Consider the following 22,399-nt stretch of genomic DNA (forward strand, 5'->3'; position numbering starts at 1 on the left):
ATCCATGGTCGCAGCCGCCTGCCGGCGGGCACACGGTGCCGACCCGGACTGGTCCGGTGCCGGGCACCGCTTGTGCGAGTAGTTGGTCGTCCCGGCGCCGGTCGCGCCGTGGTGAACGTGGGTGTCGTAGGGCTCGCCCTGCCGGATGGGTCGGTCGCAGCGGACGCAGAACATGAGGCTCACGTGCGGTTCTCCGTTGCGTTTTCGGCGGTCAAGACGGTGTGGTGGTCGCACAGGGCGTCCAGGTACTCGGCGAGTTCCCGGGCGTGCCGCGTTGCGGATACCAGTCCCGGCCCCGGCGAAGCGGCAAGGCGGACGCGCGTGTTCGCGACGGCGGTCAGCGCGGCCACGCGGGAGGCATGTTCCTCGGGCAGCGCCCGCGCCATTCCCTCCACCTCCGGAACGAGGAGGGTCAGGTGGCCGCGCAGCAGCAGAAGCCAGTCGTCGAGATCGTCGAATCGAGGGAACGGCACGTCACCGGCGGAAAGCTTGCCCGCCGTCGCGCGCATCGACTCGATGTCCAGCGGATCGGGGTGGCGGGACCGGGCACCGACTTGGGTCACGTTGAACTCCTGAGGCCGCGTTTCGGGGTCGCACACCCGGCTGTGCGGTGGTGTGCCGGTTCGCGGCGTTGGACGGGCGATGTGAGGACAAGGCTGGCCCTGTTGCGGTCCGGTTGAAAGGACTTATATGGGTCTTCTAGCGGTCTGAATAAGGACTTCTGATCCCTCGATCGGGTCTTTCCGCGGAGTCGGCAGGACTTCGCTGTGACACAGGGAACCTCCAGGCTTCGCATGGAGGTTCCCTGTGTCCCGCCCCGGCAGTAACACGCATCTCAGGTCCGCCCGCATCGCCGCCGGTTACCGTTCCCAGCAGGCCCTCGCCGACGCCCTGGGCGTGGGGGTCCGGCAGGTGCGCCGATGGGAGTCGGCCAATCCGCCGTGGCCGCAGCCGGAGATTCAAAAACGTCTGGTGCGGGTGCTCGGCCAGGACATGGAAGTACTCGGGTTCGGCCACCCGGATGGCGCTCCTGACCAGGTGCGACGCGCGCTCGTCACGGGTACGGCGGCGGCGGTCGGCCTTGTGGCGGTGCCCTCCCGAACCCATGCGGCACAGCAACCCGCCACCGTGGCACAGGACTTTCAGGCGGTAGCGCGCTCACACAGGCGTCTCTACTGGAGCGTGGCACCGGCGACACTCCACCCGGCGGTCGTCGCGCACGCAGCACTCGGATGCGGGGTCCTGTCCGAAACGACAGGGGCCGTTCGCCAGTCGGTTGCGGCGGCGGTTGCCGAGTCCTACCTGCTGGCGGGGCGTATCGAGTTCTTCGACATGCAGGATCCGCACCGTGCCGGAGAGACCCTGCTACGCGCCCTGCAAGCTGCCGGCGAGGCGGATGACGCGCTGCTCGGCGCCGCGGTGCTCGCGCACACGGCCTTCATACCCGGTTGGGACGGCCGCAGGGACGAGGCGGTCGAGCGTATGGTCGCTGCCCGCACCTACGCAAGGCGCGCTGACGCGCCGTTGGAATTCCTGGCGTGGCTCGACGCGGTGGAGGCGGAGTGCGAGACGCGATGCGGGAACGTTCGGATCGCTCTGCATCTGATCCGGCACGCCGAGGACCTGCTCACCCGGGATGGCGAGCACATCCCTTCCCCCGAGTGGATGGACTGGTTCTCGCCGGTCAGACTCGCTGCCTTCAAAGGCAATACACAGTTGCAGGCGGGGCATCTTCCGCAGGCGCGTGAGACTCTGCTCGGCGCGCTGGACACCCTGCCACCGGAGGAGGAGAAGCAGCGGTCCGTCATCCTGGGGGACCTTGCCGCCACGGAGGTGGCCGACGGCCGCCCGGACGAGGCCTGTGGCTACGCGGTGCAGGCGCTCGACCAGCTCGAACGGACCTGGTACGCGACCGGTATGCAACGGGTGCGTGAGGTCCGACGGGCGCTCGGCCCGCATCAGCACGAGCCGTCCGTCCGTGAACTGGACGACCATTTGTACGGATGGCGGACGACGGTCAGCGCGCTTGCCCGTTGAGTTCCGCGATCCGGGCGGGGAGTTCGCCGAGGCTCTCGATCCGCAGTGTCGGCAAGGTCTGCGCGTCCTCGCGCTCCCACTGGATCGTCGCCCACGGGCCGCGCCGGATCAACGCGGTCCCCATTCCCGCAGTCCGCGCCGGGGCGATGTCGTTGTCGAGCCGGTCGCCCACATACAGGGTCTCCTGGGCGGTGCCCGGGACCGCGGCGGCGACGCGCTCGAAGAACAGGGCTTCCGGCTTCGAGGCACCCCAGTCGTCCGACGTGGCGATGAGGTCCACGTCGTCGCTGAACAACTTCCGCAGGATGCCGCCGGCACGCACCGTCTGGTTGCCGGCGATGCCGAGCCACAGCCCCGCGGCGCGCAGCCGGGTGAGGGCCGGACGCACGTCCGAGTAGAGGTCGCGCTCGTCGAACGTCTCGGGCTGCCCGGCCTCCGCGCGCGCCGCTCGCTGCTCGGCCAGGTCGAATCCAGGACGGAAGTGCTGGAACGTCTCGCGGTAATCGCGTCCCTGGGCGATGACGGCGCCGAACATCGCGTGAAAGGTGTGCCGGGGAACTCCGAGCCAGTCGGCCCACGTCCCGTACTCGCGCGTCTCGTCGACGAGGCACTCTCCGACATCGAAGACCACGGCACGAATCATGCTGGTGAGGATAACGGCCTGGTTTGTGTCCTGGCCTTCGGCTGGCTTCGACGGGCGTCCGCCTGTAACGACAACCGGAAGGAAAACCATGCGACTGGGCATCACCGGCCACCGAGGTATGCCTCCCAGCAGCGAAGAGGCGGTTCGGGTCGCCCTGGCCGAGGTGGTACAGGGCCACGACCCCGGGGAACTCGTCGGAGTCTCCTGCATCGCGGACGGTCCGGACGCCTGGTTCGTCGAGGCCGTGCTCGCCCACGGCGGGCGGGTCGAGGTGGTCATCCCGGCCATGGAGTACCGCGAAGGGCTGCCCGAGGAGCACCACGCCCTGTATGACGAGTTGCTGCGGCGTGCCGCCGAGGTCCATTCGACCGGGATGAAGGAGTCCACCTCCAAGGCCCACCAGGCCGGCAGCGAGATGCTGGTGGGCCTGGCGGACGAACTCGTCGCCGTCTGGGACGGCCTCCCGGCGCGCGGCTACGGCGGCACGGCCGACGTGGTGGCTTACGCGCGAGGCGCGGACGTGCCGGTGCGGGTGGTGTGGCCGGAGGGGGCCACTCGGGACTGAGCCGAGCGCCCGTTGAAGGCAGCGTCCAGCCATCTCCCGGGGGAGCCGGGCCGCAGCCGGGGTACCGCGCGGATGGGGGCGAGGCCCCCTACTCGCCCGAGGCGACCCCGGCCGTCTCCGTGGCGATGATCTCCAGTGCCTCGTCGATGCGGTCGCGGTGCGTCCGGTGGGACACGATGCACACGCGCAACGTGTGGCGGCCCTCTACGACCGTGCTGGAGAGCACGATCCGGCGGTGGGCGTTGATCCGTTCCAGCAGGCGCCGGCTCGCCTCGTCGGCGCGGTCGGCGGCGGCCCGGGTGCCGTCCGCCGGGCGGATCCGGAAGATCACCGTGGAGAGGTCCGGGTGTGCCGGGACCTCCAGTTCGGGGATGGCGGACAGGACGGCGTGCGCGTGCTCGGCGAGGTCGAGTTTCTCGTCCAGGGACTCGCGGAAGGCGTCCGTGCCGTGCAGGTGGAGGGGGAGCCAGGCGCGCAGGCCGCGTATCTCGTGGGTCAGTTCGGGGCCGAGGTGCGCGGAGTCGGGCACGCTGCCGCCGTCGTTCACGTCCTGGAGGTAGTTGCCCGTGCCGCCGTGCGCGGCGTGCAGTACCTCGATGTCGCGGACCACGAGAGCACCCGTGCCGAAGGGCATGAACAGGGTCTTGTGGGGGTCCAGGGTGATGGAGTCGGCGTGCTCGAAGCCGGCGAGGCGCTCCCGGCCGCGCGCGGTGAGGCGGAAGAAGCCGCCGTAGGCGGCGTCGATGTGGAACCACAGGTCCTCGCGGCGCGCCAGATCGGCGAGTTCCGGGAGGGGGTCGACGGTGCCGGTGTCGGTGGTGCCCGCCGTGGCCACCAGCAGGAACGGCCGCAGTCCGGCAGCACGGTCGGCACGGATCGCCTCGGCCGCCGCCGCGGCGTCCATCCGCAGGTCCGGGGTGTGCGGCACGAGCCGCACGTGCGCGGCGCGGATGCCGGCGAGGCGGGCGGCCTTGGCGACGGAGTGGTGGGCGAAGGCGGTGGTGTAGACGGTGCCCGTGGCGAGGTCCTCGCCGAGGCGGTCGTGGCGGGCGGCGACGGTCGCGGAGAAGGCGGCCATGGAACCGCCGCTGGTCAGCAGGCCGCCGCTGCCCGCGGGCAGCCCGCACACGTCCTCCGCGATCCAGCGGATCACGCTCTCCTCCAGCGCGGCGAGCACAGGGGCGGCCATGGCCACGCCGCCGTAGCGGTTGGTGGCGCGGTTGTAGAACTCGGCGAGCGCGGAGCTGAACAGCCCGCTGCCCGGTATGTACGCGAGAGAGCCGGGCCCGGCGCTCTCCAGGGCGCAGTCCGCGGCATCGTCCAGCCGCTCCAGCAGCGCCTTCAGGTCACCGCCCCGGGCGGGCGGCGGCGCGAGGAAGGACTCCACCAGCTCGCTCGTGGCCTCCGGCGGCAGCGGATGGCTCGCGGGCCGGAGCGCGAGCTGCTCGGTGCGCTCGATGATCCGGTCGAGGACGGCCCTTCCCATGTCGGTCATCGCGGCACGGTCGGGTTCCAGGGGGGAGGCGGACGAGGCGGACGAGGCGGAGGAGGCGGAGGAGGCGGACGAGGCGGAGGAGGACATCTGGCGATCCGGGGGTGGGAGGGAATGGGAGGGAGCCGGAGGGGTGGGACGGGGTGCCGAGCTGTCGTCCGGCTCGCCGGCCGGAGCGCCTGCACAGCGTAGGCGGCGTGCGCGGCGCGTGGGACGGCGCAGTGCCCCCACGACGCCTCGCGGGCCCCGTTGCCCCGGCCCCGCGGCCCCGTCGCCCTCGCCGGGCCGGGCCGCCTCGCCGGGCTACGCCCCGAACCGCGCCTTCACGTACCGGGACAGCGCCGTCGTCGACGCCGTCAGGAACACGAACGTGTAGAGGATCTGGATCACCGCGACCAGGCGGGCCGACTGGCCGATGGGCGCGATGTCGCCGTAGCCGATGGTCGACAGCGTCACCAGCGTGAAGTACAGCGCGTCCAGCCGGGTGTGCAGGCCGCGCAGCTCGCCCGGCTGCTTCGCCAGGGCGAAGTACGTGGTCGCGAAGATCAGTGTGGTGAGGCAGACCAGGAGCGGGATGACCAGGCCGGGCCTGCTCTCCGGGCGTTCCGTGAGCACCGCCAGGATCTCCCAGACCAGCAGCACGGCGACGACGGCGAGGCCGGCGACGAAGACCGTCCAGCTCAGTCCCGGGTGGCGGGGGCCGAGGCCGTCCAGCGGAAGCAGCCAGTACGCCACCACCATGGCGACGACCAGCAGGAGTCCCACCGCGTACACCCGCGCCGGCGCGAGCCGGGCGGGCCCGCCCGGGCCCGGTGTGGCGGGGCCGGCCGGTCCTGACGGGCCGTCCCCGCCGGGGTGTGCGGGGGAGCCGCTGGGGCTGCCCCCGCCGGGGTGTGCGGAGGGACCTCCCGGGCCACCCCCGCCGGGCTGACCCCGATCGTCCCCGCCGGGGTCAGTCCATCGCCGCACGCTTGTGGTCCGTGCACAGCGCCCAGATCACGAAGATGTCGATGGCGACGGAGATGATCGCCCAGACGGGCTGGTAGGGGAGCCAGATGAAGTTGGCGATGAGGCTCAGCGACGCCAACGCGATACCGATGAGCCGCGCCATCGGCGCCCTGGCCAGGATGGCAAGGCCCGCCAGGGCCGCGACGATGCCGATGCCGAGGTGCACCCAGCCCCACGAGTTCGTGTTGAACGCGTAGACGTAGTTCCCCACGCCCGCGAACGCGTTGTTGGTGATGATGCCGGCGATGCCCTTGAGGATGCCGAGCATGCCGTCGACGAAGAGCAGGATGCCCGCGAAGATCGTGCCGCCCCGGGCCAGACCGCCGGCCAGTCCGGTGGGCGGAGGACGGTGCGGCGTACGGGGCGCTGCTGTCTGTGCCATGAGAGAGCTCCCTATGTCTCGGAGGGGGACACGGACCCCGAGGCCCGTGCCCTAGCTCATTTCGAGCGTGTGCGCCTCCTAGGAGCTTCACCACCGCAGTTCCGCCAAACGGGTGACGTTCGGGTTGTCGTCGCAGGTCAGGCGGGTGCGGGTGGGGGCGGGGCAGGGCCGGGACGTGCCGCGGGGATCACCCCAACGGAGCCCCGGGGGCCCCGGCCGGCACCCTCCGGCCGGCCGCCCGGGGTCCGCCGGCCGCCTGCGCCGCCGCCCTCTCAGGCCCCGCAACCCTCAGGCCCCCGCAACCCTCAGGCCCCGGCCCCCTCCCCCGCCGCGACCCGCGCCGCCGCCAGGTCCGCCCGCAGCCGGTCCTCCGTCGGCACCGACGGATCCGAGTACTGGCCCGTGAGGCAGACCGGCCCGGCGTACCCGAGCGCGGGCAGCGCGCCGAGCGCCGCGGACCAGTCGGCGAGCCCCTCGGGGCCCTGCACGAACCACGTCCGCCAGCCCCCGCCGACCGGCCCCGGCCCCGGCCGCGACCCCGTCCCAGCCGCCGGCCCCGGGGCCCCCTCAGCGCCGGAGCGCGGCTCCTCCCGCACGTACACCGCGTTCTTCAGGTTGACCAGGCCCAGCCGCCCGGCCCCCGCCACCAGCGGCAGCGTCACCCCGGGATCGTCGCCCGCCAGGGCGTCGTGCGCGGCGTCCCACACCACCTGGAACGCGTCCGGCAGGCCGTCGAGGAGGGCCAGCACGCCGAGCGACGAGGAGACGTACCGGCCGTGGTGCGGCTGCACGCCGACCCGCACCCCGTACGCGCCGGCGAGCGCCGCCGCCGCCTCCAGCTCCGCGCGGACCCGTGCGGCGGACGCCGCGTAGCCGTCCGGGCCCAGCGGCGCCATGATCCGGATCATCGGGACGTCCGCGGCACGGCACGCCGCGAACATCGGCTCGGACAGGTCGCCCGCCACGGAGACGACGTCCACGCCGCCGTCCCGCAGCCGGCTCGCGAACGCGGGCAGCAGCTTCTCGGCGGTGGAGGGCGTGACGTGGGCGGTGTCCCGGACGGGGACCTCCGCGCCGGTGAAGCCGAGCGAGGCCACCAGCGGGCCGAGCCGGTCGGCGGGCAGCTCGGCCCACGGCTTGGTGAAGACGGACCAGGCGTACGGCGCGGGGGCGGCGGGCGTGCCGGGCGCGCCGGGAGTGTCGGTTGCAGTCATGTGCTCAGCGGCCTCCGAGTCCGCTCATGGTGATGCCTCGTACGAACCAGCGCTGGGTCAGGAAGAACAGCACGATCAGCGGGACGGTGGTGATGGTCGCGGCCATCAGCAGCAGGTTCCACTGCGTGCCGTTGGTGTCCTGGAAGACCTGGAGGCCGACCGCGACGGTGCGGGTGGCGTCGCTGTTGGACACCACCAGCGGCCAGAGCAGGTTGTTCCACTGGCCTATGAACTTGAAGACGGCGAGCGTCGCGATGGCGGGCAGCGCCAGCGGGACGATCACGCGCGTGAAGGCCTGCCAGCGGTTCGCGCCGTCCAGCCGGGCGGCCTCCTCGTAGTCGCGGGGGATGCCGAGGAAGAACTGCCGCAGCAGGAAGACGCCGAGCGCGGTGAACGCGTGCGGCAGGATCATGCCCGGCCAGGTGTCCACGCCGTGCGCCTTCGCGACGAGGATGAACTGTGGGATCAGGGTGACCTGGGTGGGCACCATGAGCGTGGCCAGGTAGATCCCGAACAGGGCGCTCCGGCCCCGGAACCGCAGGCGCGCGAACGCGTACGCGGCGAGCGCGGCGGTGACGGTCTCCAGGAGCGTGGTGCCGCCCGCGAAGAACACCGTGTTGAGCAGGTAGCGGCCGAGCGGCACCAGGTCGAAGGCGCGGCCGATGTTCTCGGTGTGCCAGTGGGACGGCCAGAACGAGGGCCGCGCCGACATCGACTCCGTGTCGGACTGGAACGCCACCAGCACCATCATCACGATCGGCGTGAGGCTGACGGCGGTCACCAGGAAGCAGGCGAAGAGCAGGAGCCGGCGGGCCGCCGGCGGGGAGAGCCGGGCGCCGCCGGGCAGCGCGGACCAGGCGGGGTGCGCAACGTGGGCGGACGCGGGACCGGTGGCCCGTGCGAGGTCAGACGTCATAGTGCACCAGCCTCCGCTGGGCCAGGAACTGCAACCCGGTGATGACGGCGACGAACGCGAACAGCACCAGCGACTGGGCGGCCGCATAGCCCTGGTCGTAGTTCTCGAAACCGGTCTGGTAGATGTACATGACCAGCGTCGTCGTCCGGGCTCCCGGCCCTCCGTCGGTCATGATCAGCGCCTGGTCGAAGACCTGGAAGGAGCCGATGACCGAGGTGACGACGGTGAAGAACACCGACGGCGACAGCAGCGGCAGCGTCACCTTGCGGAAGCTCTGCCAGGGCGTGGCGCCGTCCACCCGGGCCGCCTCGTAGAGCTGCTGGGGGATGGCCGCGAGGCCCGCGAGGAAGATCACCATGCCGAAGCCGAAGCTCTTCCAGACGCTCATCAGGATGAGCGCGGGCATCGCCCAGCCCTCCGACACGAGCCAGGCGGGCCCGTGGATGCCGACGAGGCCGAGCACGGAGTTCACCAGGCCGTCGTGCGGGATGTAGAGCCAGATCCACACGAACGCGACGGCGACGGTGATCGTCGCGTACGGCAGCAGCAGAAGCGACCGGAAGATCGCCATCCGCCTGAGTCCGTGGTTGAGCAGCAGCGCGGTGCCGAGGCTGACCAGCAGCGTCAGCGGCACGCTGACGAACGTGAAGTACGCGGTGTTGCCGAGCGCGGTCCAGAACGTCGGGTCGGAGCCGAGCCGGGCGAAGTTGCCGAGCCCCGCGAAGGAGGGCGGGCTGAAGAGGTTCCAGTCCAGCAGCGAGATCACCGCGGCGGCGAGCACCGGGCCCGCGGTGAAGACCAGGAAGCCGACCAGGCTCGGCAGCAGGAAGAGCCACGCCGCGAACGCCTCGGACCGCTTCCATCTCTGCCATCTGCCGGGGTGCGGCGGCGGTTTCGCGGTACGGGGGATGGCTCCGCGGGCGGCGGAGTGGGCCTCGAGGGCCATGGCGTCCCTCCTTGGACGTCGGGGACGGGTGGGACGGGGGCGGGGACGGGGAACGGCTAGGGGCCGACCGTTCTGGGGTGGGGCGGCGTGCGGGTGCTGTGAAATCGCGGCCGGGGTGGCCGGGGCGGCCGGGGTGACCGGGGTGGCCGTGAACAGGGGGGGTGTCAGCCGCCGGCCTGGCGCAGAGCGTCCTGGTGCTGGCGCATCAGCACGTCGAGCCGGGTCGTGAGCCCGCCCACCGCGTCGGCCACGCTCACCTGGCCGAGGAACGCCCGCGGCAGGTCCTGCCCGAGCAGTTGCCTGACCCGGTTCCAGTTGGTGGTGACGTCGAACGGGTGGCCGCCGGCATGCGGGAGGCGCCCCGCGAGGATGTCCTGCACGATGCCGAGGTTCCGGGGCGGCGGCGTGAACGCGCTGCCCGCGGACCGGCGCGCGGGGTTGTTCCGGCCGGCGCGTGCGTAGATGTTGAGCGCCCCGGTGCTGGTGAGCGTCTTCAGCAGCCGCCAGGCCAGCTTGAGCTCGTCGCCGCCGACCCCGGACGGGATGGCGAAGGAGGAGCCGGACACCCGCGGCCTGCTCCCGGCGGGCCCCGCGGGGAACGGCACGATGTCCCACTCGAACGGCGCCTTGCGGACGTTGACCACCTGCCAGGGCCCGTTCTGCATGAACGCCACGTTGCCCTGGAGGAAGTTGGCCAGGGCGTCCTCGGTGACCAGGTTGCTGATCGGCGGTGCCGCCTTCTTCTTGACGAAGAGGTCGACGACGAAGCCGATCGCCTCCAGCGCCTCCGGCTCGTGCAGCGCGCCCGCGTCCTGCGCCTCGTTCATGACGTTGCCGCCGGCCGAGTAGATCCAGGAGACCAGGTCGTCGATGGCGGGCGCGCAGGTGAAGCCGTACTGGTCCGGCTTCCGGCTCAGCTCGACGGCCAGCTCGCTGAAGTGCTCCCAGCTCATCGGCTCGGTCGGGGACGGCGGGTCGATGCCGTTCTTCTCCAGCAGGGTGCGGTTGTAGTAGAGGACGGTCGGCGCCACGTCGAACCCGATGGCGTAGGTCTTGTGGCCGAACGAGGAGATGGACCGGATGGCCGGGTAGAAGTCGGACAGGTCGAAGTCGGGGTCGTCCGCGATGAGGTCGTCCAGCGGCCGGTGCGCGCCGCGGGAGGCGTAGGTGGGGATCAGCCAGCCGTTCAGGGCCGTGACGATGCTGGCGGTGCCGCTCACGAGCTGGAGGTCGAGCTTGGTCGGGTAGCCCTCGGACGGCGTGAGCGTGGAGACCGACCGCACCTTCATCCGCCGTTCCACGTACCGCCCGAAGTCGTCCCAGACCGCCTGCTCCTGGGGGCTGCTCGACCACATGGACCAGGTCGCCGTGCCGGGCGGCGGGCCCGCCGAGCAGCCGCCGAGCGCACCGCCCGCGGCCACGGCGCCGAGGGCCGCGGCGCCGCCTCTGAGCAGGGCCCGCCGGGAGAGCCCGGCGGGAGACGGGCCCGGGGAGTGGCGCCCGAGGCCCGGGGAGTGGCGCCCGGGGCGCGGGGAGAGCCAGGCGGGGCGTGCCGGTTGCGTCGAAGACATCGTCGTCTCCTCCTCGGGTCGCCGGTCGGCGGCGGTTCGTGGCAGCGGCGGGGGCACCGCTGGCGTGTCGTCAGCGGCGGGGCACCGCCGTGTCATCGGCGATGGGGACTGCCGTGTCGCCGGCGGTGGTGACCGCCGTCTCGGGGTGGCGCGGTGCGCCGGGGGAGGGCAGGGGCGCGCGCACGGAGAGCGCGTCGTGCGCTTCGGCGCGCAGCCGCTCCTCGTCGACCTGGACGCCGAGTCCGGGCCCGGTGGGCACCCGGGCCACCGCGTCCTCGATGACCAGGCCGTCCACGTACAGGTCCGCGAGCAGTTCGGGCCCGTTCAGCTCCGCGGGCAGGGCCAGGTCGAGCTGGCTGAACAGGTGCAGGGCGGCGGCGAAGCCGACCCCGCAGTCGGTGAGCCCGCTGGCCAGCAGCTCCAGCCCGCCGGCGAGCGCCACCTGTGCGGTCTTCAGGGCGGCGCGTATCCCGCCCGACTTGCAGATCTTGACGACCACCAGGTCGGCGGCGTCCAGGGCGATCACCCGCGCCAGGTCCTGCGCGGTGAAGCTGCCCTCGTCGACGGCGATGGGCAGGTCGACGAGGCGCCGCAGCCGGCGCATCGCCAGGGTGTCCGTGGACGGCACCGGCTGCTCCAGCGAGTGCAGCCCCGGCACGTCCCGCACCGCGTCCACCAGCCGCCGCAGCGCGGCCGGACGGTACGACTGGTTGGCGTCGAGCCACAGCGGCTTGCCGTCCGCGACCTCCGCGACCGCCCGCACACAGGCGCTGTCCGCGGCCGGATCGCCGCCGACCTTCACCTTGTACGCGTGGTACGCGGCGGAGCCCCGGGCGTGCTCGCGCACCGCGTCCGGGCTGCCCACGCCGATCGCCGAGCAGAGCGGGATCTCGTCCCTGGTCCGCCCGCCGAGCAGCGCGTGCACCGGCAGCCCGGCGAGCTTGCCCGCGGCGTCGTGCAGGGCGATGTCGACGGCGGCCCGCGCGAAGGGGAACCCGTTCGACACCGCCGGACTCAGCGCCCGCGCCGCCCTGCTGTGGAACAGCTCCACGTCGAACGGCGTCAGCCCGATGAGCAACGGCGCCAGGTGCCGGGCGATCACCACGGCGATGGTCTCCGCGGTCTCGTAACTCCAACTCGGCAGCGCCCGCTGCTCCCCCCACCCCACCACCCCGTCCTCGGTGGTCACCTTCACGAACACCACGGTCCCGGCCCGCTCCGGCGTCCCCACCGCCCCACTACCCAGCACGAAGCGCCGGGCGAAGGGAACGTCGACGGGCAGAACGTCGACGGCGGCGATGCGTGACATGGGGGTCCTTTCGGGGGTGCGCGGGCTGGGTGGGTGGAATGGGTACCTGGGCGGCCCAGGTCAGCAAACGGACGGGGCGCTGGCGGCCCAGGCCAGCAAATCCAGCCCGTCCGGCGATTGAGGACGAGCCCTCAAGGCGATGAAACGCGCGCCCGGACGCAACCCGCACATGAAGCCGGCCCCAAGCAACTACGCGGCCGTGGACCAGGAGCCGGGCTCCACGAAACTCACCCCCGGAACCCCGTGGTCGAGCCACCCGACGACGTCCCCGAGCACATGCCCGGCCAGGGCAAGATGCCCCTCACGGGTGTCCCCGGCGACATGAGGGCTCAGCAGAAGATTCGCGCACCCGCGCACGTCCTCGCCGAACTCCCCCGGCGGCTCCGGATCGAAGACATCGAGCGCCGCACACAACCGCCCGGCAACCACCTGCTCCAGCAGCGCGGCCTGATCGAGCGCGGGCCCGCGCGACGAGTTCACGACCACGCCGCCGTCCGGCACGGCGGCGATCAGCTCACGCCCCACCATCCCCCGCGTCTCGGGCAGATCCGGCACGTGCAGCGAGACGAACGGGCAGCTCACCGCCTCCTTGAGACTCCCGGTCCGCACCCCGAGGGCCGCCGCGCGCTCCGCGCTCAGGTAGGGGTCGTAGACGACCACGTCGCACTGGAAGGGCGCGAGCAGCGTCAGCAGCGCACGCGCCGTGGAGCTGGCGCCGATGATGCCGACGCGCGCCCCCGCCAGCTCGTGGCCGCGCAGCCCGTCGCTCCGCCAGCGCCCGCCGCGCACCGCGGCGTCGAGGCCGGGCAGCCGGCGGCTGAGCGTGAGCATCGCCGCGAGGCAGTACTCGCCGACGGACCAGGCGATCCGCCCGGCCGCCGAGAACACGGCCACGCCCTGGTCGAGGATCTCCCGGTCCACGAGCCGCTTCACGGACCCGGCGGCGTGCGCGACGACCCGCGGCCCGGACCCGTCCGCCCAGAGCGCGGAGTCCAGGTGGGGCGTGCCCCAACTGGTCAGGAGCACATCGGCTCCGGCGGCGATCCGGGCCACGTCCTCGGCGGTCACGGGCCCGTCGCCCGCGGCACCGTCCGGGCCCTTGGCCCACACCGTCTCGAAGCGGTCCGCGATCAGTTCCCTGGCGCCGGGCCCGATCACATCGGCGGCACGCTCGGGGGTCATGGCGACGGCGAGTCGGTACACGTGCGCTCCTCGGTACGGGGGACGGAGGACGACCGGCCGGGACAACTGGCCGGAACGACCGGTCAGAACGGCTGGCCGAACGACCAGCCAGAACACCTGGCCGGAAAAGCACGGGCCGAACGCCCGTGCCACGGTGCTCGAAAACCGTAGCCAGGTGCTGTCATACGCGTCCAAGCCCGTTTTCGTATGAGCCGATACCGTGACGGCATGAACCCGTCCTTGCAGCAGCTCCGCGGCTTCGTCGCGGTCGCGGAGGAGCAGCATTTCGGCCGCGCCGCCGCCCGGCTGTCGATGACGCAGCCGCCGCTGACGCGCCAGATCCAGGCGCTGGAGAAGTCCCTGGGCGTGACCCTCTTCGAACGTACCGGCCGCGGCGCCCGGATCACCGCAGCGGGCCGCGTCTTCCTGGAGCACTGCCGCCGCGTCCTGGCCCTGCTCGACGCCGCCCCGCTCGCCGCACGCCGGGCCGCCGACGGCAGGACGGGCACGCTGCGCATCGGCTTCACCGCGATCGGCGCGTACGCGGTGCTCGCCGACGTCCTCGCGCTCGTCACCGAGCACATACCGGACGCCGCCGTGGAGTTGACGGAACTCGTCAGCCCCGACCAGTTCGACGCCCTGGCCGACCTGAGGCTCGACCTCGGCCTCGTACGCCCGCCCATCCCCGAGCCGTACGCCTCGGTCCTGGTGCACTCCGAGGAACTGGTCCTCGCGGTGCCGGCGGCCCACCCGCTGGCCGAGGGCGCGGCGCCCGTCCCGCTCGCCGACGTCACCGACGAGTACATCGGCTACAGCCCCGAGGGCTCGCAGTACCTGCACGACATCTGCGCCGCCATGATCGGCGTGGACCGCTATGCCGTCAGCCAGTTGACCTCGCAGGTCCCCACCATGCTGGCGCTGGTCCGCGCCGGTATGGGCTGCGCCCTCGTGCCGCGCTCCATCACCGCGATGGGCGTCCACGGCGTCCGCTACCGCGAACTGGCCCCCTCCGACGCGCACTCGGTCACCCTGCACGCCTGCTGGAGCCCGGACAGCCCGAACCCGGCGCTCCACCGGCTCGCCGAGGCCCTGCGCGCGTCGGCGGCCACGGACCACAGATTGGCCGCGCACCCGGTACCGGTGCCGCGGTGGCCCGAGCCCGCGCCGTGGCCGTCCGTCCGCCCCGCACCGTAAATCGCTCGTAACGCCCCGCCCCGCCCCCGTACCGTTGGCCGGCCGCCCGGAAAACGACCGGGCACGCTCGCCCGGAAAACGACCGGGCACGCCCGCCCGGGGGAAACGACCGGGCACGGCCGCCCGGGGGAAACGATCGGAAACGGCCGCCCGGGGGAAACGACCGGGCACGCCCGCCCGGGGGAAACGATCGGAAACGGCCGCCCGGGGGAAACGACCGGGCACGCCCGCCCGGGGGAAACGACCGGGCACGGCCGCCCGGAGAAGCGACCGGGCACGGCCGCCCGGAACGACGACCGGGCGCGGGAGCCCCGGACGAGCGAGCCGGGGCCGGGAAGCGGGAGCGGGGAGCAGGGGCTGTGCAGCACGACGGATGGGCCGACGAGGGCTTCGGGCCCGTGGCGGACGCGTTCGCGCGGATCCGCACCGACTTCCCCGACCTGGGCTCGGCGGTCACGGTGTACGCGAACGGCCGCAAGGCCGTGGAGCTGTGGGCAGGGCTCGCCGACGAGCGGACCGGGCGGGCCTGGGAGCGGGACACGGCCGTCCCGGTGTTCTCCTGCGCCAAGGGCCTGGTCGCCGTGGCCGCGCACCTGCTCGCGCAGGAGGGCCGCCTCGACCTGGACGCGCCGGTCGCGCGGTACTGGCCTCAGTTCGCGGCGCACGGCAAGGAGGCGGTCACCACCCGGATGGTGCTCGGCCACCGGGCCGGGCTGCCCGCGCTCGACCGGGTGCTCTCCTTCGACGAGATCGCCGCCTGGACGCCGGTGGCGGAGGCCATCGAGGAGCAGAAGCCGCTGTGGGAGCCGGGCACCGCGCACGAGTACCACGGCCATGTCTTCGGCTTCCTCGTCGGCGAGGTGATCCGCCGCCTCACCGGCCTCACCCCCGGCGCGTACTTCCGCGAGGCGATCGGCGACCCGCTGGGGCTGCGGGCCTGGATCGGGCTGCCGCCGGAGGAGGCGGGGCGGCGGGCGGTGCTGGTGGAGGCCGAGGGGCGTCCGCCGATGCCGCCGCCCGAGCACCTGCTCACCCGGATCGTCACGATGAACGGGGCGCTGGTCTTCCCCGGCCTGGACGAGCCGCACGGCTGGAACGACCCCGCGCTGCTCGGCATGGAGCTGCCCGGCGCGGGCGCGGTCGCCTCCGCGAGCGGCCTCGCGGGCCTGTACGCGGCGGCGGCCACGGGAGTGGACGGCGGCCCCCGGCTGCTCACCGACCGGACGGTGGGCGACGCGGTGCGGGAGCTCTCCTCCGGACCGGGCTGGCTCGGCTTCGACGCCGGCGCCCGGTGGGGTGCCGGCTTCCTCCTCGACTCGCCGTTCCGCCCGATGCTCGGGCCGCGCAGCTTCGGCAACGACGGCGCGGGGGGCCAGTTCGCCTTCGGCGACGACGAGTACGGCGTCGGCTTCGCCTACGTGGCCAACCGCATGATCGGCCACGGCGACGCCCGCGCCCGCCGCCTGGTCGAGGCGGTCGGGGGGTGCCTGGGGCGGTGAGGGGCGCGGCGGTACGGATGGCCGGTCTGCGGGCGGCGCGTGGCATTCCCGGTCCTGGTGGGCCTCCCGGTACGGGGTCCGGGTGGCGGGCGGTCCCCGGTTCGGGGTGCGGGCGGCGCGCGGTTCGCACGGCGGGCGTCCGCATGGGCGTCCCTGACCGCTCTTCACTCCAGGCCGCGGGCGGTCCGGAAGCGGTCGTGGCCCGTGGCGAGGTCCACGATCGGGTCCGGGTAGCGGGCGGTGCCGCCGCGGTGCCGGCCGCCGCGCCCACCATCGCTCCCGCCGTCATCCCGCAGCAGCCAGGGCCGGTGCACGGCGCCGCCCGCCGCGCCCGCCGCGTCCTGGATGTCGGCGAGTTCGGGCACCCAGCGCCGTACGTAGCTGCCGTCGGGGTCGAACCGGCGGGCCTGCACGAGCGGGTTGAGCACACGGTGCGGGCGGGTGTCCGTGCCGGTGCCGGCCGCCCACTGCCAGTTCAGCTGGTTGTTGGCGAGGTCGCCGTCGACCAGCCAGTCGAGGAAGTGCCGGGCGCCCACGCGCCAGTCCACGTAGAGCGTCTTGGTGAGGAAGCTCGCCACCAGCAGCCGGGCCCGCCCCGGCATCCACCCCTCGTACCGGAGCTGGCGCATCGCCGCGTCGACCACCGGATAGCCGGTCCGCCCCTGACGCCACGCGTCCGCCTCGCGGGGAGCACGGCGCCAGCGGTCGTGCCGGGTGCGGTAGTCCTCGTGGGCGGCGGCCGGGCGGGCCGCGAGCACCTGGTGGTGGAAGTCGCGCCAGGCCAGCTGCCGCACGAACGCGTCGGCGCCCGCGCCCCCGCGCGCACGGGCCCGGAACACCACCTCCGCGGCGGACAGGGTGCCGAAGTGCAGGTGCGGGGAGAGCCGGGACGTACCGTTTCCGGCCAGGTCGTCCTGCCGGTCGGCGTACGCGTCCAGGCCGCCCGCGAGCCAGCCGGACAGCGCCCGGCGGCCCGCCCGCTCGCCCCCGGCCGCGAGCCCGGGGGAGGTGCCGGCGATGTCGTCCCGCCCCTCGGGAAGAGGCTCGGAGGCGACGCCGTCCGGCACCGGCACCCTGCGCGGCGCCGCCGCCGGCTTCGGGTGCTCCTGCGCCGACCAGCGGCGGAAGTACGGGGTGAAGACCGCGTAGTGGTCCTTGCCCTGGGGGGTGAGCGCGCCCGGGGGCAGCGCGGTGACGACGCCCTCGTGGACGTGCAGCCGGACCCCGTCGGACGCCAGGGCGGCCGCCAGCCGCTCGGCGCGCCGCTGCGCGTACCCGCTGACCCCGGCGGCCACGTGCACGTCCCGCGCCCCGGCCTGCCGCGCGACCCGGCAGGTCTCGGCCACCACGTCGCCGGAGCGCAGCACCAGCCGGCCGCCCCGGCGGCGCAGCTCGGCGCCCAGGTCGGCGAGGCAGTCGGCGAGGAAGGCACGCCGGTTGGGCACGTCGAACCCGGCCGCGCCCACCCCGGTGTCCCGCACGAACAGCGGCACCACGGCGTCGGCGCCCCGGAGCGCCCCGCCGAGCACGGGGTTGTCGTGCAGCCGGAGGTCCGAGGTGAACAGGGCGACGGCGGTGTCGGTCACGCGGGCTCCCGGGACGGCGGGCCGCGCGGCGCCCGCGCGGCGGGTCGAGGCCCGGCCCATTGTGCTGCGGGCGGGCCTTCGCGCCGGCCAGGGGCGGCGTGACACGCCTGGACGGGGTCCGGTCGGCGGGCTCGGGAGCCCTTCGACCGCGTGGTGGGTGCGGGGTCCCCTCGGCCGCCCGTTGGCAGCGGGACCGGTTCCGGCGGAACTCCGTAGCGTGCGTCGGGTCGGGGGGCTTCGGGCCCGGAGGGCGACGCGGGCGGGTGAGGGGTCGTGAACGGCGGAGCGCAGGAGGAACGGCGGAAGCAGCCGGCGGGGAGCGCCCGAGTGTCTCGCGGGAGCGGTACCGCGGCCCCGGCCGGCGGACGATCAGGCCCGGGACCGCGGTACGGGTCGCGCGCACCCGGCACGGCACCGAGAGCTACGGCGCCTTGATGGTCGGCACGGCCGTGGGCCTGTGCGGCATGCTGGTCTGCGTCCTGCTCGTCCTCGTGCTGCTCTTCACCGGCACGCCGGACGGCCTCGAAGGGACGCTGGACGGGGCCTACGCACCGCTGCTCGTCACGGTGGTGCCGGGGGTGGTGTGCGGGGCGGCCGGGGGGATCGTCCACGTACGCCGCGGGCGGGGGAGCGGGCGTGGGAAGAGAGAGGCGCACGAGGGCACGTGGTGAGGCGGCACCCGGGAGACATCACGACGCCGTCCGCCCGGCCAGGAGCGCCAGGTCCGCCTTGACGATGGTCGTGGTGACGAGCAGGTCGGTGATGAGGTGGTGGTTGAGCGCGTTGCCCACCGGCTGCGGGACCTCGTCCTCCATCAGCCCGGGAACGCCGTACCGCGTGCTCAGCCGCTTGCGGACCCGCGCGACGACGTGCGCGGTCCGCTTCGGCGTCCACCGCTCGCCCGGCCGGAGCCCGCTCAGCTCGAAGGCGGCCCGGGCCCAGGTGAGGGGCTGCGGCTGGGGGTCATCGCGCAGGTAGCGCTGGGCGAGGCAGACCAGGACGAGCTTCTCGGTCTCGCTGAGGTCCCGCGCGTCCCGGTCGAGCGTCTCCTCCCCGTACACGTCCGTGACGCCGGCCCCCTGCCCCTGCGCGCCCGCCGCGATCCGGACTTCGAGGAGGTGTTCCTGACGGGGCGCCACGACGAACAGCGGGGTGTACCCGCCCGGCAGCTCCGCCTCGTCGCCGCTGAGCACCAGGCGCGAGCCGGGGAAGCGGATCGGCAGCTTGCCGGTGTTGCGCAGCAACCAGCGCGAGTACCCGTGCGTGATGAGCCCCTGCCGGCGGCTGACGCAGGTGTCGCCGGCCCCGACGCAGACGTGCACGTCGGGCTGGTTGCGCCCGAACAGCAGCTGGAAGCCGGTGTCCGGTGCCACGCTCATCCCGCCGTCCGAACCGAGCACGAAGAGCGTGCCGGGCTGGGCCGGGGGGAGTCCGCGGCTGAGGCTGCCCATGCCCTTCGGCAGGAAGCTGACCTTGGTCGCCATGGTGTCCGCCTTCCCTCGCCGCCGCCCCCCGCGGCGTCTCGGATCCACGGTAGCCAGCGGCGGCGGGGAGGGGTCCCCGAAAGTCCGGCGCCCGATCCTCAGCCGGGTCGCCTGGCCATGACGACCACGGTCGGACCGCTGAACTCGTTCGCGGGGAGCCGGAGTTCGGCGACCGGCTCCAGCCCGGCCTTCTCGATCAGCTCCACGAACTGCTCGGGCCGCCATTTGTGCGTCGTCCAGCGAACGGGCACACCCCCGTAGGCCTCGGTGCGCACCGCGTCCTCGTCGCCGACGTGCGTCCCGGTGATGAAGTGCCCGCCCGGCTTCAACGCGCGCGCGAACATGCCGAGAACCTGGGGCAGGACGTCACGGGGGAGATTGAACAGCGACCACCACCCGAGCACGCCGCCGTGGGACTCTTCCTCAAGATCGAGCTCGGTGGCGGAGGAGACGCTGAAGCGGCACCCCGGATGAAGCCGCCGCGCGTTCTCGATCATGCGCGGAGAGAGGTCCACCCCGGAGACGTCGAGCCCACGCTCGGCGAGATAGCCGGTCACCGTCCCGGGCCCGCATCCGACGTCGAGCACGGGCCCGAGCCCGCCCACGGCGTAGGCGAAGACGTCGATCGACGCCTTGAGCCACGGGTCGCGACGAATGTCGCCCATCCCGGTCGTCACCACCATGTGGGCGTAGTTGTCGGCCACCCGGTCATAGGACTCACGAACCACGTCGAGATCGGCCGGCCGGTCAATGGGGTCTCCGCGCATCCCCCAAACATAGGACCGCACGACGCCCACGGTGCTCGTTCGAGCGAATCGGCCCGGGGGATCGGGGGCGCGGGGAGCTGCGCGAACAACCACGGCGGCGCTGCACGTGGGAGGGGGTTCAGCCGGTGGGATCGGGGGCGCGGGGAACTGCGCGAAAGACCACGATGGCGCCGCACGTGCGGGGGCGGATCAGCCCGGGGGATCAGGGGCGCGGGGAACTGCGCAAAAACGGCCACCCCACCCCCACCCGCACCACCCACCGGCGCGGCCCGCCGCAGGCATCAGCATCGCGTCAGTATCCACCGCCCCGCCGTCAGCATCCCGTCATGGCCCTCGGAAACCCCCGGACACCGGGCTTAGCGTCATGACGTGCCCGAATCCGGCCGGGCGCGCCCCACCTCGGGTGGGAGACCGGGCCGGCCCCGCGGCGCGAACCGCCCAAGGATCCTCCAGGAGGAATCCCATGAAAGAACTCATCGACGGCGACGACCCGGAGCCCTCTGATCCTCTCCCGGCCGGACCGCTCTATGTGCCCGTCCGGCCGGGACCCTCAGGGTGCACGACCCGGCTGTTCCGCACCCCGCTCGGCGACCGCACCGCGGTCGCCTTCAGCTCCGAGGAGCGGCTGACCGCCACCCTCGGCGCGGGACAGCCGTGGATCAGGCTGGCCGAACCCGCCCTGCGCGCGCTCACCGAACCGCTGGGCGTCACCACCGTCACGGTGGACCCGCTCCTCACGGCGCCGTCCGCCTCCCCGGTGCGCAGGCCGGAACCCGCGCTCACCGGCTCGCAGCCCGCGCTCACCGGCTCGCAGCCCGTGCTCACCGGCTCGCAGCCCGTGCTCACCGGCGCGAAGCCCGCCGGAACCGGCGCGAAGCCCGCCGGAACCGGCGCGAAGCCCGCCGGAACCGGCGCGAAGCCCGCCGCCACCGCAGCGAAGCCCGCCGCCACCGCAGCGAAGCCCGCCGCCACCGCAGCGAAGCCCGCCGCCACCGCAGCGGAACCCGCCACCACCGGCGCCGACCCCGCCACCACCGGCACGGAACCCGCCGTCAGCGTTTCAAAGCCGGCCGCGCTACCCCCCGCGCGGCACCCGGAGGCCGAGCCGCGCCCCCGGACCGCTCTCCAGGGCGTGGGAGCGCTGGGCCTCACCACCGCGGCCGCCGCACTGATCGACGCGCTGGTCCTGTGGACCGGCTGAGAGGGCGAGGGCATGATCACCGTTCCTGAGTCCGCCACCGTGGCCGCCACCGGCGACCTCTCGGTGTGGCCCGCCTCCACCACGGAGCCGGAGCCCGGGGAGATCGCCGTCGCGGGCGTCCCGCTCGCCGAGGTCGCCGACCGCTTCGGCACCCCGGTGTACGTGCTCGACGAGCAGGAGGTGCGCGAACGCTGCCGCACCTACCGCCTCGCCTTCCCGGACGCGGACGTGCGCTACGCCGCCAAGGCGTTCCTCTGCCGCGCCATGGCCCGCTGGGTCGTCGAGGAGGGCCTGGGCATGGACGTCTGCTCGGCCGGCGAGCTCCAGATCGCGGCCGCGGCCGGGCTGCCCGCAGAGAAGATCGTGCTGCACGGCAACGCCAAGTCCCCCGCCGACCTCGCCACCGCCCTGCGGCTCGGCGTCGGGCGCATCGTCATCGACAGCGCCTCGGAGATCGCGCGGCTCGCCGCGGCGGTCGGGCCCGGCAGCCGGCAGAAGGTCATGGTCCGGGTGGTCCCGGGCGTCGCCGCGGGCGGGCACGACAAGATCCGCACCGGTACGGACGACCAGAAGTTCGGCCTGTCCATCACCGACGGCCGCGCGCAGTACGCCATCGCCCGCATCCTGGACCAGCCCCGGCTGGAGCTGACGGGGCTGCACTGCCACCTCGGCTCCCAGATCACCACCGTCAAGCCGTACCTGGCCGCGGTGCGCAGGCTGGTGGGGCTGATGGCCCGCATCCGCGACCAGCACGGCCTGGTGCTGCCCGAACTCGACCTGGGCGGCGGGCACGGCATCGCCTACCGGCCCGGCGAGCCGGCGCTCGACATCACCGCACTCGCGCGCAAGGTCCGCTCGGAGCTGACCGCGAGCTGCGCCGCGGCCGGGCTCCCCGTGCCCCGGCTGATCATCGAGCCGGGCCGCGCGGTCGCGGGGCCGGCCGGCGTCGTCCTGTACCGGGTCCTCGCCGTCAAGCGCACCGCCGGGACCACGTTCGTGGCGGTGGACGGCGGGATGAGCGACAACCCGCGGCCCGCGCTGTACGGCGCCCGGTACGCGCCGCGGCTGGTCGGCCGCGTCGGCACCGTGGCCCCGGCCATGGCGACGGTGGTCGGCCGGCACTGCGAGGCCGGCGACGTGCTCGCGCCGGACGTGCCGCTGCCCGGCGACACCCACCCCGGCGACCTGATCGCCGTGCCGGTCGCCGGCGCGTACCACCTGTCCATGGCCTCCGGTTACAACATGGTCGGCCGGCCGCCGGTGGTGGCGGTGCGCGACGGCCAGGCCAGGCTCCTGGTCCGCCGCGAGTCCCTGGACGACATCTGGGGCCGCGACATCGGCCTCTGAGCCCGGGCGCCCGTAGTCCTGAAGGCCCGCCCGAACGATCCGGCCCCGTACCCACC

At 73.7% G+C, this 22,399-nt stretch carries 20 protein-coding genes and 1 pseudogene; 7 read left to right on the forward strand and 14 right to left on the reverse strand.

Going from position 1 to position 22,399, the window contains the following annotated elements; translation table 11 throughout:
- Window positions 1-179: 179 nt before the first annotated feature.
- Window positions 180-563: a DUF6415 family natural product biosynthesis protein gene (locus Sm713_RS29045; protein ID WP_212912970.1), complete on the reverse strand. Its 384-nt coding sequence runs from the start codon at window positions 561-563 to the stop codon at window positions 180-182.
- Window positions 564-807: 244 nt separating this feature from the next.
- Between Sm713_RS29045 and Sm713_RS29050 the strand changes: the two genes are divergently transcribed.
- Complete coding sequence (locus tag Sm713_RS29050) at window positions 808-2,037, forward strand: helix-turn-helix transcriptional regulator (protein WP_212912971.1); 1,230 nt, start codon at window positions 808-810, stop codon at window positions 2,035-2,037.
- Here the strand turns inward: Sm713_RS29050 and Sm713_RS29055 are convergent.
- Entirely contained in the window at window positions 2,018-2,680 is a 663-nt protein-coding gene (locus tag Sm713_RS29055) for an HAD family hydrolase (RefSeq protein ID WP_212912972.1), read from the reverse strand. The genes Sm713_RS29050 and Sm713_RS29055 overlap by 20 nt on opposite strands.
- An 88-nt stretch (window positions 2,681-2,768) precedes the next feature.
- Between Sm713_RS29055 and Sm713_RS29060 the strand changes: the two genes are divergently transcribed.
- Window positions 2,769-3,245 (forward strand): hypothetical protein, encoded by a 477-nt coding sequence (locus Sm713_RS29060; protein WP_212912973.1) that lies wholly within the window; start codon window positions 2,769-2,771, stop codon window positions 3,243-3,245.
- 88 nt (window positions 3,246-3,333) lie between these two features.
- Here the strand turns inward: Sm713_RS29060 and Sm713_RS29065 are convergent, their stop codons facing one another.
- The 9 genes from Sm713_RS29065 to Sm713_RS29105 all read right to left on the reverse strand — a co-directional run bounded on the left by Sm713_RS29065 (window position 3,334) and on the right by Sm713_RS29105 (window position 13,286).
- Window positions 3,334-4,740, reverse strand: coding sequence for an aminotransferase class V-fold PLP-dependent enzyme (locus Sm713_RS29065; RefSeq protein ID WP_249416764.1), 1,407 nt, complete (start codon window positions 4,738-4,740; stop codon window positions 3,334-3,336).
- A gap of 300 nt (window positions 4,741-5,040) precedes the next feature.
- Window positions 5,041-5,478: a potassium channel family protein gene (locus Sm713_RS29070; protein WP_212914928.1), complete on the reverse strand. Its 438-nt coding sequence runs from the start codon at window positions 5,476-5,478 to the stop codon at window positions 5,041-5,043.
- Window positions 5,479-5,689: 211 nt separating this feature from the next.
- Window positions 5,690-6,127, reverse strand: a complete 438-nt coding sequence (locus tag Sm713_RS29075) for a hypothetical protein (protein WP_212912975.1) — start codon at window positions 6,125-6,127, stop codon at window positions 5,690-5,692.
- A gap of 305 nt (window positions 6,128-6,432) precedes the next feature.
- The gene (locus tag Sm713_RS29080) at window positions 6,433-7,341 is read right to left on the reverse strand and encodes a sugar phosphate isomerase/epimerase (protein ID WP_212912976.1); all 909 of its coding nucleotides are present in this window, start codon (window positions 7,339-7,341) and stop codon (window positions 6,433-6,435) included.
- Between the two features lie 4 nt (window positions 7,342-7,345).
- Window positions 7,346-8,257 carry a carbohydrate ABC transporter permease gene (locus Sm713_RS29085; RefSeq protein ID WP_212912977.1) on the reverse strand — a complete coding sequence of 304 codons (912 nt, stop codon included), beginning with the start codon at window positions 8,255-8,257 and terminating at the stop codon, window positions 7,346-7,348.
- Window positions 8,247-9,203: a carbohydrate ABC transporter permease gene (locus tag Sm713_RS29090; protein ID WP_212912978.1), complete on the reverse strand. Its 957-nt coding sequence runs from the start codon at window positions 9,201-9,203 to the stop codon at window positions 8,247-8,249. The genes Sm713_RS29085 and Sm713_RS29090 overlap by 11 nt, the downstream gene beginning before the upstream one ends.
- 164 nt (window positions 9,204-9,367) lie before the next feature.
- Complete coding sequence (locus tag Sm713_RS29095) at window positions 9,368-10,774, reverse strand: sugar ABC transporter substrate-binding protein (protein ID WP_212912979.1); 1,407 nt, start codon at window positions 10,772-10,774, stop codon at window positions 9,368-9,370.
- A gap of 70 nt (window positions 10,775-10,844) precedes the next feature.
- On the reverse strand, window positions 10,845-12,083 hold the full coding sequence (locus Sm713_RS29100) for a mandelate racemase/muconate lactonizing enzyme family protein (protein ID WP_212912980.1): 1,239 nt from the start codon (window positions 12,081-12,083) through the stop codon (window positions 10,845-10,847).
- A gap of 189 nt (window positions 12,084-12,272) precedes the next feature.
- Entirely contained in the window at window positions 12,273-13,286 is a 1,014-nt protein-coding gene (locus tag Sm713_RS29105) for a hydroxyacid dehydrogenase (protein WP_212912981.1), read from the reverse strand.
- A gap of 207 nt (window positions 13,287-13,493) precedes the next feature.
- On the opposite strand from Sm713_RS29105, the gene Sm713_RS29110 reads away from it, so the two are divergent.
- Both Sm713_RS29110 and Sm713_RS29115 read left to right on the forward strand, forming a co-directional pair.
- Entirely contained in the window at window positions 13,494-14,459 is a 966-nt protein-coding gene (locus Sm713_RS29110) for a LysR family transcriptional regulator (RefSeq protein WP_249416765.1), read from the forward strand.
- A gap of 359 nt (window positions 14,460-14,818) precedes the next feature.
- On the forward strand, window positions 14,819-15,958 hold the full coding sequence (locus tag Sm713_RS29115) for a serine hydrolase domain-containing protein (RefSeq protein ID WP_212912982.1): 1,140 nt from the start codon (window positions 14,819-14,821) through the stop codon (window positions 15,956-15,958).
- Between the two features lie 164 nt (window positions 15,959-16,122).
- On the opposite strand, the gene Sm713_RS29120 is transcribed toward Sm713_RS29115, so the two are convergent.
- Window positions 16,123-17,544, reverse strand: coding sequence for a deoxyribodipyrimidine photo-lyase (locus Sm713_RS29120; RefSeq protein ID WP_249416766.1), 1,422 nt, complete (start codon window positions 17,542-17,544; stop codon window positions 16,123-16,125).
- Window positions 17,545-17,978: 434 nt separating this feature from the next.
- On the opposite strand from Sm713_RS29120, the gene Sm713_RS29125 reads away from it, so the two are divergent.
- Entirely contained in the window at window positions 17,979-18,215 is a 237-nt protein-coding gene (locus tag Sm713_RS29125; protein WP_212912984.1) for a hypothetical protein, read from the forward strand.
- Window positions 18,216-18,233: 18 nt separating this feature from the next.
- Here Sm713_RS29125 and Sm713_RS29130 read toward each other — a convergent pair whose 3' ends face one another.
- Together Sm713_RS29130 and Sm713_RS29135 are read right to left on the reverse strand one after the other, a co-directional pair.
- Window positions 18,234-19,028, reverse strand: a complete 795-nt coding sequence (locus Sm713_RS29130; RefSeq protein WP_212912985.1) for a hypothetical protein — start codon at window positions 19,026-19,028, stop codon at window positions 18,234-18,236.
- A 98-nt stretch (window positions 19,029-19,126) separates the two neighbouring features.
- Window positions 19,127-19,795: a class I SAM-dependent methyltransferase gene (locus Sm713_RS29135; RefSeq protein ID WP_212912986.1), complete on the reverse strand. Its 669-nt coding sequence runs from the start codon at window positions 19,793-19,795 to the stop codon at window positions 19,127-19,129.
- Between the two features lie 463 nt (window positions 19,796-20,258).
- Between Sm713_RS29135 and Sm713_RS29140 the strand changes: the two are divergent.
- Window positions 20,259-20,570, forward strand: a pseudogene (locus tag Sm713_RS29140) (SAV_915 family protein); the annotation flags it as partial.
- 438 nt (window positions 20,571-21,008) lie between these two features.
- A complete protein-coding gene (lysA, locus tag Sm713_RS29145) occupies window positions 21,009-22,343 on the forward strand; it encodes a diaminopimelate decarboxylase (RefSeq protein ID WP_212912987.1) in 1,335 nt (444 codons plus the stop codon).
- The last annotated feature ends 56 nt before the right edge of the window (window positions 22,344-22,399 follow it).

It is taken from the genome of Streptomyces sp. TS71-3, from assembly GCF_018327685.1.
Classification (GTDB): Bacteria; Actinomycetota; Actinomycetes; order Streptomycetales; family Streptomycetaceae; genus Streptomyces.